Origin of the sequence: Alteromonas sp. 38 (genome assembly GCF_902506055.1) — a bacterium.
GTDB classification, from domain to species: domain Bacteria; phylum Pseudomonadota; class Gammaproteobacteria; order Enterobacterales; family Alteromonadaceae; genus Alteromonas; species Alteromonas lipotrueae.
The window spans coordinates 3,262,508-3,276,742 of record NZ_LR733300.1; the positions used below are offsets into that span (position 1 = coordinate 3,262,508).

Here is a 14,235-nt window from a genome sequence, read left to right on the forward strand (position 1 = left end):
TTATCGTGGACGCTATTCGTGCTCAAGCAAGGCGAGTTTATCTGGTACACCATTCCATACATCGGCGTCTTCAGGCGGTGCTTTTAGCTCAATAATATTAGGCCACTTCGCTGCAAGCTCTTCGTTAATGGCCAAATAAGGCTTTTGCGCATCAGTGAGGTGCGTATCTTGAACAATGGCGTCGGCAGGACATTCAGGCACACAAAGCGCACAATCGATACATATAGCAGGATCTATGGCTAAAAAATTAGGTCCTTCAAAGAATGCATCCACTGGGCATACTGCTACACAGTCGGTGTATTTACAGTTTATGCAATTGTCTGTCACTACAAAGGTCATTTGCACCTACATGCTTGGGTTATTATTTCAGGGTGCCAAGTTTAAATTAGCCTGTGTAAAACTCAAATTTCTTTTTACTCTATTATTCTAGGGTAAATAAGCTAATTAACCCACTGCTTACCCGTTATTGCGGCTAGTATTAGTCTTGTTGCTGATTTACCATACGCGCGCCCTGACGGAGAGGCCGTCCGGCAAAGCCAAGAGTACCTATTATTATGTTGCGTTTAACCGATATTAAATTACCGCTAGATCACGATGAAGTTGCGATAGAAAACGCAATTTTGCATAAGCTTCAAATCACAAAATCGATGCTTCTTGAAACCACGGTATTTAAACGCGGTTACGATGCGCGCAATAATAGAGACATCCAACTTATTTACACCCTTGATGTAAAGGTAGAAAACGAAGCGTCGCTGCTCGAAAAATTTGCCAAAGATTCGAGCGTGCGGGTAACCCCTGATATGTGCTACAAGTTTGTGGCTACCGCTCTTGAAGAAGTAACCGACCGCCCAGTGGTAGTTGGCCTTGGGCCTTGTGGATTATTCGCTGCGCTTATTTTAGCCCAAATGGGTTTCAAACCTATTGTGCTTGAGCGAGGCAAAGCCGTTCGTGAGCGCACCAAAGACACCTTTGGTTTTTGGCGTAAACAACCATTGAACCCAGAGTCGAATGTACAATTTGGTGAAGGCGGTGCGGGTACATTTTCTGACGGCAAGCTATATAGTCAGGTGAAAGATCGCAAGCACTATGGCCGTAAGGTATTGAACGAATTTGTTGCTGCTGGCGCACCTGAAGAAATAATGTATGTGAGTAAGCCTCATATCGGTACATTCAAACTGGTGAGCATGGTAGAGAAAATGCGTGAGCAAATCATTTCACTAGGTGGTGAAATTCGTTTCAGCACACGTGTTGAAAGCTTAGATTTAGACAGCGCGAATTCAAAACCGGCCGATGCAGCAAGCACAGAATCAAAAAGCCATAAAATTAAAGGGCTATTCTTATCCGATGGCAGCTACCTACCCTGCACCAAAGTCATTATGGCAATAGGCCATAGCGCTCGAGACACTTTTCAGTCGCTTTATGACCAAGGTGTATACATAGAGGCCAAGCCTTTTTCCATTGGCTTTAGAATTGAACACGAGCAAAGCATGATCGACAGCTGTCGATTTGGTGAGAACGCTGGCAATCCTATTTTGGGCGCAGCCGATTACAAGCTCGTTCACCACTGTAGAAATGGCCGTACCGTATACAGCTTTTGTATGTGCCCTGGAGGTACTGTTGTGGCAGCTGCATCAGAGCCTGGCCGTGTAGTCACCAATGGTATGAGCCAATACTCTCGTCATGAACGAAATGCCAACAGCGCTATTGTGGTAGGTATTACGCCTGAAAAAGATTATCCAGAACACCCCTTGGCAGGCATAGATCTTCAGCGCAAATTGGAAGAGTTGGCATTTAAAGTGGGCGGTGAGAATTATCATGCTCCGGCTCAGCTTATTGGCGACTTTCTAGAAGGCAAGCCAAGTAAAGAATTAGGCGACGTTAAGCCCTCTTATACCCCAGGTATTACCCTGACTGATTTAAGTAAGGTTGTTCCCGACTTTGTTATCGAATCTATCCGCGAAGCCATTCCCGCATTCAATCGTCAAATCAAAGGCTTTGCTAAAGCTGACGGTATGCTCACAGGCGTTGAAACACGTACTTCATCACCTGTATGTATTAAACGTGATAAACAATACGAAAGCATCAATATTGAAGGCTTATACCCTGCTGGTGAAGGAGCCGGCTATGCTGGTGGTATTTGGTCTGCAGGTATTGATGGAATTCGCGTGGCAGAAGCGGTAGCACTGGCATTGGTGCCCTCCGATTCTACTAACTAGCACCCAGTCCCCAGCGTTGTTAATAGGGAGCCAAATACGGTCAGTTTTTATTGCTGACCGTTAGGGAGTCATTTAAGCAAGCCAAATAAACGCCATTTCTTTCGATACTGAGCCAGCGGAATTCTTACTACCCGCTCGCCAGTATCGCAAGGCTCGATTTTGGCATCCACCTGAACATTGTTAAGTTCAAGCGCTAACTGCTGGGCATATACTTCATCTACACCACTTACCAAGGTAAAACGCTCTAATGAACTAATGGCTTTAGCCATTTGAATCACTTTCGATAGCGGTAAATCAACCAGTGTGCGCAGCACTTTGAGTGCAGATACCGTATCAATATTGTTCCCACTTACAATGACTTTATACATAGTTGGCTCTATTCGTCTTCGGTTTCAGATTCTAGCATTTTAGTACTGCTTGAGCTGCTCGAGCTACCGCTGGCGCCTCCTCCAATGGCAAGCCCCCCCATACCAGCTAAGCCTATACCTGCTGCTCCTAATCCAATTTCACCAATCGTTGCTGCACCCGCTAAGGCAATAGGAACGGTTGCTAATCCAGCGGTAGATACTATTGCAATTCCAAGCCCTACCATAGCAATTCCAACGCCGATTTGCTCCCATTCATAGCCACCAGCCACTTGATTTAACTCTAATTCAGTAAGTTGTTTCATATCTTTGCTTTCCTTTTTAAGTATTCAATTAATTCGCTAGTGTTGTCTAGCAAGGAAAGCTTACTAACAGGAGAGAAAGTAAAATACTGATCTTCGGCTTAGTTATCGAGCAGTTTTAACCATTAATACCAAAAAGGGCCATTAGGCCCTTTCAATTATCTGCTTTGATTAAGCAATCAATTGTCACCCAACTGTTCTGCGGTCGCTCGCAAATTGTTGGCATTTTCAACGAACTGAGCTGCTACGGTCGTATCATCAAAGAGGTAATTAAAGTCGATATAATCGCCCTCTCCTTCGTCAGAAACGAAGACCGAGAATTCAGTAGTACTCAAAGAAAGATACAATCTACCGTCAATATCTATGCTCCCATCATCGTTTAATGCATAACCGAAACTATTGTTTACTTCTGAGTAAGTGCTATCGGTGTAGATAACCACATTACTGCCGTCAAATTGTAGATAAGTGGCGTTCCATTCACCGCTTTGCGACGTGTCTACCAATATTAAGCTCTTATCTTTCAACGAATCAAACGAAGCAACAGATGTGCCTTCTCTTAATACAGTCTCATAATCATCAGCCGCTTGCTGGGTTTCGAAAAACGGAACTGGCGCGCCTAAATGAGCGCCTATCGTGATGCCATCAGAAGACAACAGAATTGCTTGAAGCCCGTTCGGCGCCGCAACATCACTTGCTTGTAATAGAATACTGTTGTCTGCGGCAACTAGGTAGCTCCCACTTTCACTGCCTTGCGGCAATCCTTCGAAGGTACGAATATAAGTATCATCTGCTTCTAAGCTCAATGCTATTGATGCATCGTCTACTGTGTACAAGCCGTTTTGTTCGACACCATATAACGTTGTACCTAAGTAATCTGAGGGCGTCACTAAATTGACAAACGCTTGAGGCGGCAGCGCGGGTAAATGTGGGTGCTCAGGCAGCGTTGCGGTTACAGGACGATTCGCCTGTTTCGACACGCGGCGATTATCCTGAACAAAGTAGTCGACTATGCCATCGAAGCCGCCTCTTCCATCTTGCTGATTGAAGTCGAACTCGTGCAGATTAGTGATATGGTAAGCATCGCCAACTTGAGCAAATATCGACCATGTACGACTGTTATATAAATAGCAATCGGCTGATTCATTAAAACAACCGGGCCAACTATAATCAGTTGAACGGTACCGATTTATTTGTAATTCTCCATTCGCTTCCACTGACCAATTCCCAAACATTACCAAAATTTCTTCCGTGGTAATGTTACCGTCGCCGTTATTATCAGCAACTTCAATAGTATACGCCTTTCCGTTTGGCCAAAGCTCCCACCAAAATTCATTAAGACTATCGCCATCAAAGGCGTAAGTGTATATACCTGGCACTGACGCCACGTCGAACTTATCTTCAGCGGTTACCGCACCGCCTGCGTCGACCTTAAATGACTCATTCTGCCCATCTGAGGAGATCCCGCTAACTGCATAAAGGTTATTGTCGCTTGAGTCGGATAGCTGTACATAAGACAGTGTGGTTCCATCATCAAATGTAATGACGAGTTCGTTAATGTCAGGGTTCAACGCGTAAGGTTGCTTCATCCATGTAAAATCATTATCTACAACACGTGTACTACCCGTTCCGTCTTGGTTGAATTCGAACGTGTCTGAGGCCCAATTGTAGGTAAATAAATTACTGTCATCAGTATCAAATAGCGAAGAGGTGATAGGCAGTGATAGCGCTTTGTTATCGGCACTATCAATGGCAATTTCAATAGCATTATTTAACGCAATCGCAGTAACTTGCGTAGGAGCGTCAAGAATATTGTGAATATCTTCCAATTCACCATTGAGGTAATACTTTGAGTAAAGCAGCTTCATTTCAAATGTCACTACCCCATCTTGCTCATTTAGCGGCAAAAATGTCATTTCATGGTAAGCATATTCAACTTCAACCTGCTGAGTAATCCCATCAACGTTTAGATATTCATTTTGATTAAAATGATACTCTCCATATTCAAACTCCAATGTTATTTCATTATCATCACTAAATTTCTCAGCTTCAAACGTGCCTAAATAAGTACTGTAAGTTGCTGTCGTGTCACTGGTTAAGGTGAGCTTTTTACCTGGATCTGAAATGAGTGGGTTATAGTAATCAAGCAGGAAATAGGTAGTAACCGATGCGTCTAAATCACTCTCTACCAACTCTGGGTCTGCAATAATTTCTTCGTAGGCTGACTCATACGCTTCGGTATTTTCAACAGTCTCGATATAGGCAGCGGAAGCTTCTGGGTTTTGGACCAGTGCTAACGTGTCAGCTATACCGTCAGGCAACGCTAAACTAGCATCGTCGCCCGCTTTGTCTATCGCCACTTTTATCGCGGTTGCCAACGCGAACTTCTCTTGCTGTGAAACCCGAAGATTCAATGCCGTTAACGTTGCGTCATCAACGATGGGATCGCCCAGGTTTTCTCGCTGCATTAAACCGGCGTTTGCAGTGGTAACGTTGGTCACATTCACGCCGAAAAAATCATCTTTGGTTACCTCGCCGTCACCGTTAGAGGCTTCATTGAGCGCTTCAAACGAACCTAGCACTGACATAAGTTTCGCTTGCGTTTGCGACCCTACGCCACTGGCTATAACAGACACCATTTTATCCGTTACATCATCATCCACACTCAATGTAACGGAATAACTTCCATCGCTACCGGCCGTCACTTCTTGTTGCTCATCGCCTACATTAATCACAAGGTTTGCATCAATAATAGGCGAATCAGTCACTAGCCCTACTAGGGTTAACGATTCACTTTTCTGAAGTACATTAACGCTAACCGTTTCGGTAGTCGTCTCACCTTCATCATCTTCTACGGTAAGGGCAAACGATAACGTTTCATCGCTATCTACAGAAGGCGCAGTAAAAGAGAGCGTTGCGGTTGTTGTGCCACTTAGCTCAACTTCTGTACCGCCCGTTTGCCCCCACAAATAGTTGGCAATTTCACCGTCGTCTTCAACTACCGCAGCAATAGAATGCGCCTCTTTTTCTTCCACTTCCTGGGCTGATATTGTAATTGTCGGCGATGCGTTGATATGAGTGACTTTAACAGACACACTATCTGTGGCAGTTGCCCCAGCATCATCAGTAACGTTAAGTTCGAACGTGAGTGTTTCGGAAGGTTTAACATCTGGAGCGGTAAATTCAGCCGAAGCTTGGTCTGCATTCGTTAATGTGACCTCTACGCCTTCGGTTTGCACCCAGCTGTAGGATGCAATACTGCCGTCTTCATCTACACCACTGCCGACAAGTGTAACCTGGGTATTTTCGTCAACGGTGGCATCCTCGCCAGCTTGGGCGACGGGAAGACTATTAACCACTTCTTCATTGACCGCCTCTTCTTCGTTAACAACAACATCTTCTTTGTCATCGTCATTACAACCCGACAAGGCTAATACCAGTGATGCAGCAATAATGCTTTTCTTATAATTTGCTCTGATAAACATAAAACACTTCCTTATACTTTTATTGGTTAAACATTAAACTAAAAAAGCATAAACCTAATCCCCCGCTCCTTTCCTTCCTTAAATCGCGCAACTTGACCGCTAAACAGCTCAAAATTCATAAAGCGAAGCCGCGCAGAACCCAAAACATAATGTGAATAGTTAAAGCGAGAAAAATTTTAATTTTTTTGGAAAATGCCTGCGCATTTTCTTTCTACCTCGATAAGTGGGAAAGAAACACAATACCGCCACAGCCAATTTCGACAAGGTGAAGGGCAATGAAGGCGAGTGGGGCCAATGAGTCAGAACGAAAAATACGGTTCATGCTGAAATTTGAACAGCAGCTTAGCTGTGAAATGGATAGAAGGGCGTCAAGCCACGACATATGTGATATACGGGTAAGTGATATGGCCAATGCCCTGAATATGGACGTGTCGACCCTTAGGCGTTTATGCCAGAAACACTACGGAAAATCGCCTAAGGCTTGCATAGATAGATTGCGTATTGCAGAAGCAAGAAAGTTGCTTTTAGTGGGTGAAAGACCCTCCTCGATAGCCGATAAGCTGGGTTTCTATGAACACAAAACCTTCTCAGCCTTGTTCAAAAAATATGAAGGCGTGAGCCCCCTAATTTATACCCAAAACGATAATACGAAAGCTTTAGGGGCATACCGTTAGCAGGTTGTCGCTGCGCCTTCACACGGTCAAAAAGTAAGCCTGTTCTTAATGAGGATTAACCACCGTAAACCGTTCATCGGACACAGCCCAATAACCTGAATCACTTATAATAAGTATTTTGTAGGCATTCCCTTGACCATTAAATTGCGCAGGATCGAGCCCGTAGTTACCTATGTTCGGTGCCCTACTCGCCACTAAATACCAACGCCGTTTCAGCACAGTAGTCATCTGCGCGTTACGCCCGCTACCAATATTAATAGGGTTGTCGTGAAGTACATATATCGCCACGGCATCGCCTTTTAACGCAGCATTGTCCCACTCTATGGTATTGCGCTCACCCACATTATAAACCTCAGAAGCTTCAGGTTTACTCACAGCATCAACTAATAAACGGGGATTGATAGTATGGGTAATGCCGTTGTCTATCGCCGTGCCATTTTGTACACCAAATGAACCGTCGCTTAGTGACCAGTAGCCTTCATCTGACACCATCATTACCTTAAAGCCCTGACCACCATTTGCCATAAGAAAGAAGGGATCGATTTCTACTTCACCCGTATTAGGCACCTGCTTAGCAAACATCTGCCAGCGCAACCCTTGTATATTTTCAAATGAATCAAATGCTTTGGCTTCAAAATTTAACTTATGATTGATATACAAAGAAATGCTTTCGCCTTTAAGGGCATCTTTATTCCACTTGAAGGTAAAAGGTGTACCCATTTTAAGGTTATCCCCGTGGGTTGGCGCGGTTACCCCAGTAACTCTTCGATTACTCACCACGCGATTTTGCCCCTCTAACATCATCATATGAAGCGTCTTAAAATCAGGTGTTATTAACACCTCTGGAGACAATATACTGGCAAGCGTTTCGCCATACTCTTTGCGTATGGGAAGCGAAGTCGACGTTGCTAACATTTCCTCCGCTTTTAGGGCTTCTCCTTTAACCGCATACGCCGAGGCCAGTGCTAAATGTCTTTCAATATCATCGTTCTGAGTATGAGTGAGCCCATATTCAATCGCTAAATCAGTAAAGCCGGCGCGTAGAGCAGTATGAATAATATAAGCGGTATACTCGCCCAAGGTATCTTTTGCCGCCAATGCATAAATATCGGCTTGCTTCACTGATAATCCCAAACCTATCTCACTATTCACTGCCACTAACGACGAGAAAAATGAAAGAGAGGCTGTTGAATTCTCGTCGGATACGCCGTCATTATTTCTCAATGTTTTTATTTCTGCTGACTTGATAACCGATAGCGCGCTTGTGAAATCATTAACAAGATACAGGGCTATCGCTTGTTTCACCTTTAACCGAGAACAACGGGGGCCTTGCGCGCACAACGCAACCGCAGATTCAATAAAAGACACACTTTGAGCATACATTTTGCCGTAGGCATAATAGTTGTGTTGCTGCTCATAAACTTTTATTAATTGCTCCTCAAATAAGGGAGCAAGTGCAAGGTAAATACTTTGCTGCTTACTCAATAGAAACTCTACCAAAAGAGGGTCGTCTATTAGCGACGCGGTTTCTAATAAATATCCATATAATTGCGCGAGCTCTGGATTGGTTGCATTATAGGCTTGCTCACCCAACGCCAATGATGATTTCATTCGTGATGCGGCGCCATTCCTATCACCGGCTTTGGCTAGCACTAATGATTTCATACCTTCAAACCATGCTTTTTGGTGAGCCGGCATATCTGCTGGTAAGGGCTGCTCAACCCTATCAAGTAACTTGGCAGGCGCATGCTTAAGCAAAACTTCCCACTGAAATTTTTGCAATCTAAACTTGTCTTCCGGCAACATTTGTTTGTCGAAATTATTCAGAAGACGCGCCAGAGTATCTAGCACTTGCGGCCTTTGTGTGCCAGCGTAGTCGACCCTAGCGTTAAGGAATTCGCTTTCAAACGTACTTGGTAAATCGTTATAATATTTCGTAAGCCAGTGGGTGGCGCTGCTTAAATCACCACGGTAATAGGCTATTTTTGCCTGCATCAATGCACCGCTGGCACCATCCGTATCCAATCGCTCAATAACGTACTTTGCTTTCTCTATATATCCTAAGTTCAATAGCGTTTGAGATAAGGTGGCAACAATTGATGCGCGGGTTTCACTATCACTCAATGAGGTCGAAAATGCGATATCAACACCATGATTAATAAAGTCAGCGGCACTCAATGCACCGCCGCCTTCTGATTGTGGTGAGTGCGCTAAAAATAACTCGTCGTAAAAGGAAAGCGTCTGCTGTGTTTTCCTCGATTCTTGAATTAGCGACTTATTTTGCATGAATAGCGCAGCAGCCCCTATCGCTAGCACACAAGGGATAATGACGGCCGATATTGCAGTAGTGGGCGAACGTTGAAACCATTTTTTGTAATAATATGACTTGCTACTTTTGAACCACTTAAGTGGCCTATTAGCGAATAAACATTCAAGTGCATCGTTAAATTGCTCCGCACTTTGAAAGCGATCCTTTGGGTCGGCAGATGTGGCTTTTTCAATTACTGCCTCAAATTCAGCATTGAGCATATGGTGCTGAAACATAAACGCCATTACTTTACCTAGCGCATATATGTCATCGGTTACTTTTGCCTGATTGCCACTTTGTTGTTGCGGACTGGCAAAATCGTTGCTGACGGCGGTTAACTGTTGGTTATCTGGATGGCTTAACGAGTGTGAAATACCAAAGTCGAGTAACTTTGGTTGGTTATGTTCATCTACGATTATATTCGACGGTTTAATATCAGCGTGAATAATGCCGCATTGATGTGCTTCAAACAGCGCACTACAAAGCTTCATTAATACTGAAAGGTAGGCGTTAGTAATGTGCGATAAATTCTGTTTATTTGCTAACGTCGCTTCAGACAATGGCGCACCATCAATGTATTCCATCACTAAATAAGGTACGTCTTCTTCAGTGACATCGACGGTATAAATTTTCGCGATGTTAGGGTGGTTTAAATTGGCTAAATGCTGCGCTTCTTTTTGTATAAAGTTATCACCCGCTAAATCTGCAATTGATGCGAAAACAAACTTAACCGCGACTTTTTGTTCTATTAACCCATCATTTCGCTGACCTAAATACACCGCGCCCATCCCGCCTTCGCCAAGCTTTTGCTTCAGCAGATAAGGCCCAACTTGTTTACCTTCTAGGGATTTCGCGTGATTGTCGTCACACAGCAAATCGGCTTGAGCCCCCACTAACTGAGTGAAACCGCTTTGTTTTTTATTCGCATAATGGGCATTGATTAATGCCAAGGTTTCACCAAATAGCGGATCTTCTTTTGAACATAACTGCGACAAATTTTCTCGCATGTTAGCTTCGTCCAACCCAATAAGGTACTGAAAAAAGAGTAAGGCATTTTCAAACTTCATGAATAGCTCTTTTGATTTATCTGAACAACAATATGGAGGGATGAACTAGGCGGCTTCGCACTGAACCCTAAGGTAAGCTTTTGCCGCCGACAATTCGTTGTAAACCGTAGACTCGCTTAAATTGAGTTGAGAGGTTATTTCTCCCACATTTTGCCCAAGATAATAGTGAAGAAGTGCAATTTGATAACAACGCTTAGATACATTTTCGAGTGACGATAAGGCATTGTCGAAGCTAAGGTATAAACCTGCGTCGATAGAAGCATCGGTTATCTGTACCGCGTCCTCTAAATCGCTATTACGCTTTTTCGCAGAACGCTTTTTAATTTCATCTTGCAACATCCAGCGAACAAAGACGGCTAAGGAAGCGTAAAACTGCTGTCTGTTTTCAAAGATTTCATCAGGCGCGGTTAGTTTGATAATGACATCGTGAAGTAGTGAGGTGGTATTGGGGAGCTTGTCGAGCAGGCTTAGCGCATTGTCAGACTCCGCTTTTTTGCTGATCTGCTTTTTCACCATGCCTTTTAAATGATAGTAAACAATACTACGAAGCTGATTAGCACTTTTTAAATCGTTATTGATTACCCAAGCGTTTAGCACTTCGGTAAATTCGCCGCTTGTATCCCTCAAATGAACATCTTCCATACTGCTGCCTAGCGCATCGGCTAATCACTTTAATAACCAACATAGAAATAATATGGCGATTAGTCAACGCTTAAATGCACTTTACCTTAATTAATAATTCAAAAAGGCTAAACCCACCTGCAGTATAATCATTTATTATTACTAACAATCACTTACATTCATCCCTTACGGCTTGGGGCATAGAGTTCCCCCTCATAAATGCCTGGTTAGTAAGCTTTCAAGAGTATTTAGGCTAAGCTTATCGCCGATATGGCGGGCGGCAGAATACTGCTGTTTTTGCGTTTATAAGCAATGACTACTCCCTCGCATTACGTAAAAAAACTTGCTTCTTAGCGCCACTGTAAACAAACTCCACAAAATAGTATTTAGAACAAAGAGGCAATAATGGCTTTCGAATTAAAAATTGAAAACAAGGTAGCTCTGATTACCTTTGATGACGGAAAAGTAAACGCAGTAGGCTTTTCTCTTATTGACGCATTGAATGCCGCGTTAGATGAAGCTGAGCAAAACGCTGATGCCGTGGTGATGTATGGCGGTGCCGATAAGTTTTGCGGCGGCTTCGACCTTTCAGTGATGAAAGCCGAAGATAAGACCGAACAGATAAAACTGGTTCAGGCAGGCGCAGATTTAATTGTAAGGCTGTACGGCTATCCCAAACCCCTTATTGTTGCTGCTGAAGGCCATAGTATCGCATTAGGCGCAATATTCTTGATGGCCGCTGACCTACGTATTGGCAAAGACGGCGACACCAAATATGGCTTAACTGAGACCGCTATTGGCATGGTATTACCTGCGTTTGGGATGGAGTTGGCTAAATCACGTTTAGCCCCTACTTCATTAACAGAAGCGTTACTCTTTTCACGGGTATACCAAGGGAAGGATGCGGTAAAAGTGGGCTATTTAGATGCTGCAGTTCCGCAAGAGCAAGTACTCGCTACCGCTATGGGCTATGCTGAAAAACTCAAAATGTTGCCTGCCAAAGCGTTTGCTGAATCTAAGCTACAACTTCGCAAAGAAACCCTATCTAAAATGCGTGGTTAGTCTCGCCTTGCAACTTAGGTATCAAAACTTAGGCATTCATCGTAACTGATACGTAGAGAAGTGCTTAGAATACACCTAAAAATCCATTTAGGTTAAAGTAGTGAATAGTATATGGCACCCTTGAGGTGCCATTCTAGTTTTACATACCAAACCGGTAACTAATGTACTACACCTGAGTTTTCTTCAATCTTAGCTTGAAGCTCTCCTCGTAAACCAAGCTCGAAGCCAAGTTCTGCAACCACAAACAACGGTCCAATAGCCAAGCCCATAATATCGTCTACAAAGGCTGGTTTTTTACCTTCAAAATGATGGCCAACAAATTGTAAAATCCAACCGCCTACGAAAATACCGATTGAGGCAGATAGCCATACCCATGTTGCGCTTTGCGCCAAAGGTTGTGCGAGGTAAAGCAATGCCCCGGTTAATACCACCATGGTAAGACCTAACTTTACATCTAACTTTAAATAAAACACATTACCGATGACCCACACGAATAACGCAGGGCTTAGTAATAATGCTCCTACGATAGGCGCAGTGACTTCAAAAGCCGGGCGGCTTAACAAGCTTAAAAACGCAAAAACAATAAGGGGAATACCAATGTAATGGGTGAAAATATTACGTTGATCTCTATGATATTTTGCGTACTCACTTAGATGCTGCTCAAGCGTTTTCATTCTACTACCTATAAACTTTTTCTTATGAGCATGTGAGATTAGCGAGAAAGAATACTTCACACTGTCGCCAAGCCGACAATTAGTTCAAATTGATAGTAGTGTTTGAAAAAAATAGAATCCGATACGTGTGCTTTATTTATCGCCGTATACCAAACTCAAACAAACAGTTGCTTGCTACCAAACTAGAAGAGCGTGTTGATAGGCGAGTGAAGGTAATAGCACTTATTTGGTTTTGCGTGTCTTCTTGGGATATGTCGAAATAATGCATGGCATAGCCGGTACCAGCATAGTTGGCACCGGTAGGCTGAAGTTCCACATAGGGGATAGCCTTAAACGCCAACCCCACTAAAAATTGCCTTATTGCACAATATAACTTACCTTCTAAGGCAGTGATTAAACAATAAAAACATAAAGTTATAAACTCAACAAGGATGTTTCATGCGCAAGGCCGTTCGCTTTAGAGTACTTTATTTACTGTTTGCTATAGCCACCTACACTTTAGGCTTCATACTACTACCAGAGACTATTAATTCTTCATTCGACCAGATACTTTCTGCTGGCTTCCTGTTTGCCTACTTCATTGTTCTACCAGCTCTGTTTTGGTACTGCGTTATAAAGGTCGGTGAGCAGAAAAAATGGAAGATCATCATTCCCTTTAGTCTCGCCAGTGTTGTCGCTCGCTATTCCATGCCGGTTTCTCTTGCTAGCTACTTTGAATTTTTAAGCTGGGTGCGCTATCCGGTTATTGCCATACTGCTTATTATCGAATTCGTGGTGATTTTTCACGTCGTGTCTATGCTATGGAAATCTCGAAAAATTAAAGGTGATCCTCGCATTAATGCGTTAATCAACAACATAAACGAAGACGATAAGAAACGAGAAGTTACGCTAATTATGGCTAGCGAACCCGCAAGTTGGTATTACGCCATTCCTAAATTCACAAAGGCTCACACGCCCGCTTTAGCTAACCTATCGCTGCTAAGTGCCAAACGGTGGCATTTCGCATTAGTATTGTTAGGTTTAGTTGCGGTGACGTGTGTGTCTTATTCTTTATTAATTTTATGGAGTGAAATTGCCGCCATTATTGTCGCGTCAGTCATTTTCTACGGCATCATTAGTGTTACGGCAAGTCATCGAATTAGCAGGCATTTTTCTGTTTATTGCCACAACAATCACCTTATCGTAAATGCCAGTTTTTTCAGCCTGCTTTTTATTCCCTTAACTCATATTCAAACCTGTGAAGCTGGCGAGTGGGAGTGCGATAAAGAGCAATTGAAAGTGGGTCGTGGCACCGCGAATATTAAGCTAACTTTTTCAACACCGGTTTATTGGTTCACGTTAATGGGTACCATTTGTGAACGCCCTACTGAAGTTTATTTATGTGTAGATGCGCCTAATGAACTGGTGCTGTCACTCAGTAATGTGGATTAGGAGCTGAGGCAATGATATTTAAGGGTAAGAGTT

At 43.3% G+C, this 14,235-nt stretch carries 12 protein-coding genes; 4 read left to right on the top strand and 8 right to left on the bottom strand.

The annotated features are described in order from the left end of the window. Nucleotides 1–12 precede the first annotated feature (12 nt). A complete protein-coding gene (gene fdxA, locus FLAVO9R_RS14215) occupies nt 13–339 on the bottom strand; it encodes a ferredoxin FdxA (RefSeq protein ID WP_013783175.1) in 327 nt (108 codons plus the stop codon). Nucleotides 340–554: 215 nt separating this feature from the next. Here fdxA and FLAVO9R_RS14220 point away from each other — a divergent pair, with 215 nt between their 5' ends. After that, nucleotides 555–2,216, top strand: a complete 1,662-nt coding sequence (locus FLAVO9R_RS14220; protein ID WP_159532318.1) for an NAD(P)/FAD-dependent oxidoreductase — start codon at nt 555–557, stop codon at nt 2,214–2,216. A 68-nt stretch (nt 2,217–2,284) separates the two neighbouring features. On the opposite strand, the gene FLAVO9R_RS14225 is transcribed toward FLAVO9R_RS14220, so the two are convergent. From FLAVO9R_RS14225 to FLAVO9R_RS14235, 3 genes are all read right to left on the bottom strand, one after another. After that, entirely contained in the window at nt 2,285–2,584 is a 300-nt protein-coding gene (locus tag FLAVO9R_RS14225; protein ID WP_159532320.1) for a hypothetical protein, read from the bottom strand. Nucleotides 2,585–2,592: 8 nt separating this feature from the next. Beyond that, nucleotides 2,593–2,886, bottom strand: coding sequence for a hypothetical protein (locus tag FLAVO9R_RS14230; protein WP_159532323.1), 294 nt, complete (start codon nt 2,884–2,886; stop codon nt 2,593–2,595). A 176-nt stretch (nt 2,887–3,062) separates the two neighbouring features. After that, nucleotides 3,063–6,365 carry a PKD domain-containing protein gene (locus FLAVO9R_RS14235; RefSeq protein WP_159532325.1) on the bottom strand — a complete coding sequence of 1,101 codons (3,303 nt, stop codon included), beginning with the start codon at nt 6,363–6,365 and terminating at the stop codon, nt 3,063–3,065. A gap of 275 nt (nt 6,366–6,640) precedes the next feature. Here FLAVO9R_RS14235 and FLAVO9R_RS14240 point away from each other — a divergent pair, with 275 nt between their 5' ends. Beyond that, nucleotides 6,641–7,039, top strand: coding sequence for a helix-turn-helix transcriptional regulator (locus FLAVO9R_RS14240; protein ID WP_159532327.1), 399 nt, complete (start codon nt 6,641–6,643; stop codon nt 7,037–7,039). 45 nt (nt 7,040–7,084) lie between these two features. On the opposite strand, the gene FLAVO9R_RS14245 is transcribed toward FLAVO9R_RS14240, so the two are convergent. Both FLAVO9R_RS14245 and FLAVO9R_RS14250 read right to left on the bottom strand, forming a co-directional pair. Then, the gene (locus FLAVO9R_RS14245) at nt 7,085–10,414 is read right to left on the bottom strand and encodes a serine/threonine-protein kinase (RefSeq protein WP_159532329.1); all 3,330 of its coding nucleotides are present in this window, start codon (nt 10,412–10,414) and stop codon (nt 7,085–7,087) included. A gap of 45 nt (nt 10,415–10,459) precedes the next feature. After that, entirely contained in the window at nt 10,460–11,056 is a 597-nt protein-coding gene (locus FLAVO9R_RS14250) for an ECF-type sigma factor (RefSeq protein WP_159532331.1), read from the bottom strand. A 384-nt stretch (nt 11,057–11,440) separates the two neighbouring features. On the opposite strand from FLAVO9R_RS14250, the gene FLAVO9R_RS14255 reads away from it, so the two are divergent. Further along, complete coding sequence (locus tag FLAVO9R_RS14255; RefSeq protein WP_159532333.1) at nt 11,441–12,097, top strand: crotonase/enoyl-CoA hydratase family protein; 657 nt, start codon at nt 11,441–11,443, stop codon at nt 12,095–12,097. Between the two features lie 158 nt (nt 12,098–12,255). Here FLAVO9R_RS14255 and FLAVO9R_RS14260 read toward each other — a convergent pair whose 3' ends face one another. Beyond that, on the bottom strand, nt 12,256–12,771 hold the full coding sequence (locus tag FLAVO9R_RS14260) for an Mpo1 family 2-hydroxy fatty acid dioxygenase (protein ID WP_159532335.1): 516 nt from the start codon (nt 12,769–12,771) through the stop codon (nt 12,256–12,258). A 136-nt stretch (nt 12,772–12,907) separates the two neighbouring features. Then, entirely contained in the window at nt 12,908–13,117 is a 210-nt protein-coding gene (locus FLAVO9R_RS14265; protein ID WP_159532336.1) for a hypothetical protein, read from the bottom strand. 92 nt (nt 13,118–13,209) lie between these two features. Between FLAVO9R_RS14265 and FLAVO9R_RS14270 the strand changes: the two genes are divergently transcribed. Next, the gene (locus tag FLAVO9R_RS14270) at nt 13,210–14,202 is read left to right on the top strand and encodes a hypothetical protein (protein WP_159532338.1); all 993 of its coding nucleotides are present in this window, start codon (nt 13,210–13,212) and stop codon (nt 14,200–14,202) included. Nucleotides 14,203–14,235 lie beyond the last annotated feature (33 nt).

What these genes read in the sequence shown, in the direction of transcription:
- fdxA (WP_013783175.1), bottom strand. Translation starts at nt 339, where the DNA reads ATGACCTTTGTAGTGACAGACAATTGCATAAACTGTAAATACACCGAC.
- FLAVO9R_RS14220 (WP_159532318.1), top strand. Translation starts at nt 555, where the DNA reads ATGTTGCGTTTAACCGATATTAAATTACCGCTAGATCACGATGAAGTT.
- FLAVO9R_RS14225 (WP_159532320.1), bottom strand. Translation starts at nt 2,584, where the DNA reads ATGTATAAAGTCATTGTAAGTGGGAACAATATTGATACGGTATCTGCA.
- FLAVO9R_RS14230 (WP_159532323.1), bottom strand. Translation starts at nt 2,886, where the DNA reads ATGAAACAACTTACTGAATTAGAGTTAAATCAAGTGGCTGGTGGCTAT.
- FLAVO9R_RS14235 (WP_159532325.1), bottom strand. Translation starts at nt 6,365, where the DNA reads ATGTTTATCAGAGCAAATTATAAGAAAAGCATTATTGCTGCATCACTG.
- FLAVO9R_RS14240 (WP_159532327.1), top strand. Translation starts at nt 6,641, where the DNA reads ATGAAGGCGAGTGGGGCCAATGAGTCAGAACGAAAAATACGGTTCATG.
- FLAVO9R_RS14245 (WP_159532329.1), bottom strand. Translation starts at nt 10,414, where the DNA reads ATGAAGTTTGAAAATGCCTTACTCTTTTTTCAGTACCTTATTGGGTTG.
- FLAVO9R_RS14250 (WP_159532331.1), bottom strand. Translation starts at nt 11,056, where the DNA reads ATGGAAGATGTTCATTTGAGGGATACAAGCGGCGAATTTACCGAAGTG.
- FLAVO9R_RS14255 (WP_159532333.1), top strand. Translation starts at nt 11,441, where the DNA reads ATGGCTTTCGAATTAAAAATTGAAAACAAGGTAGCTCTGATTACCTTT.
- FLAVO9R_RS14260 (WP_159532335.1), bottom strand. Translation starts at nt 12,771, where the DNA reads ATGAAAACGCTTGAGCAGCATCTAAGTGAGTACGCAAAATATCATAGA.
- FLAVO9R_RS14270 (WP_159532338.1), top strand. Translation starts at nt 13,210, where the DNA reads ATGCGCAAGGCCGTTCGCTTTAGAGTACTTTATTTACTGTTTGCTATA.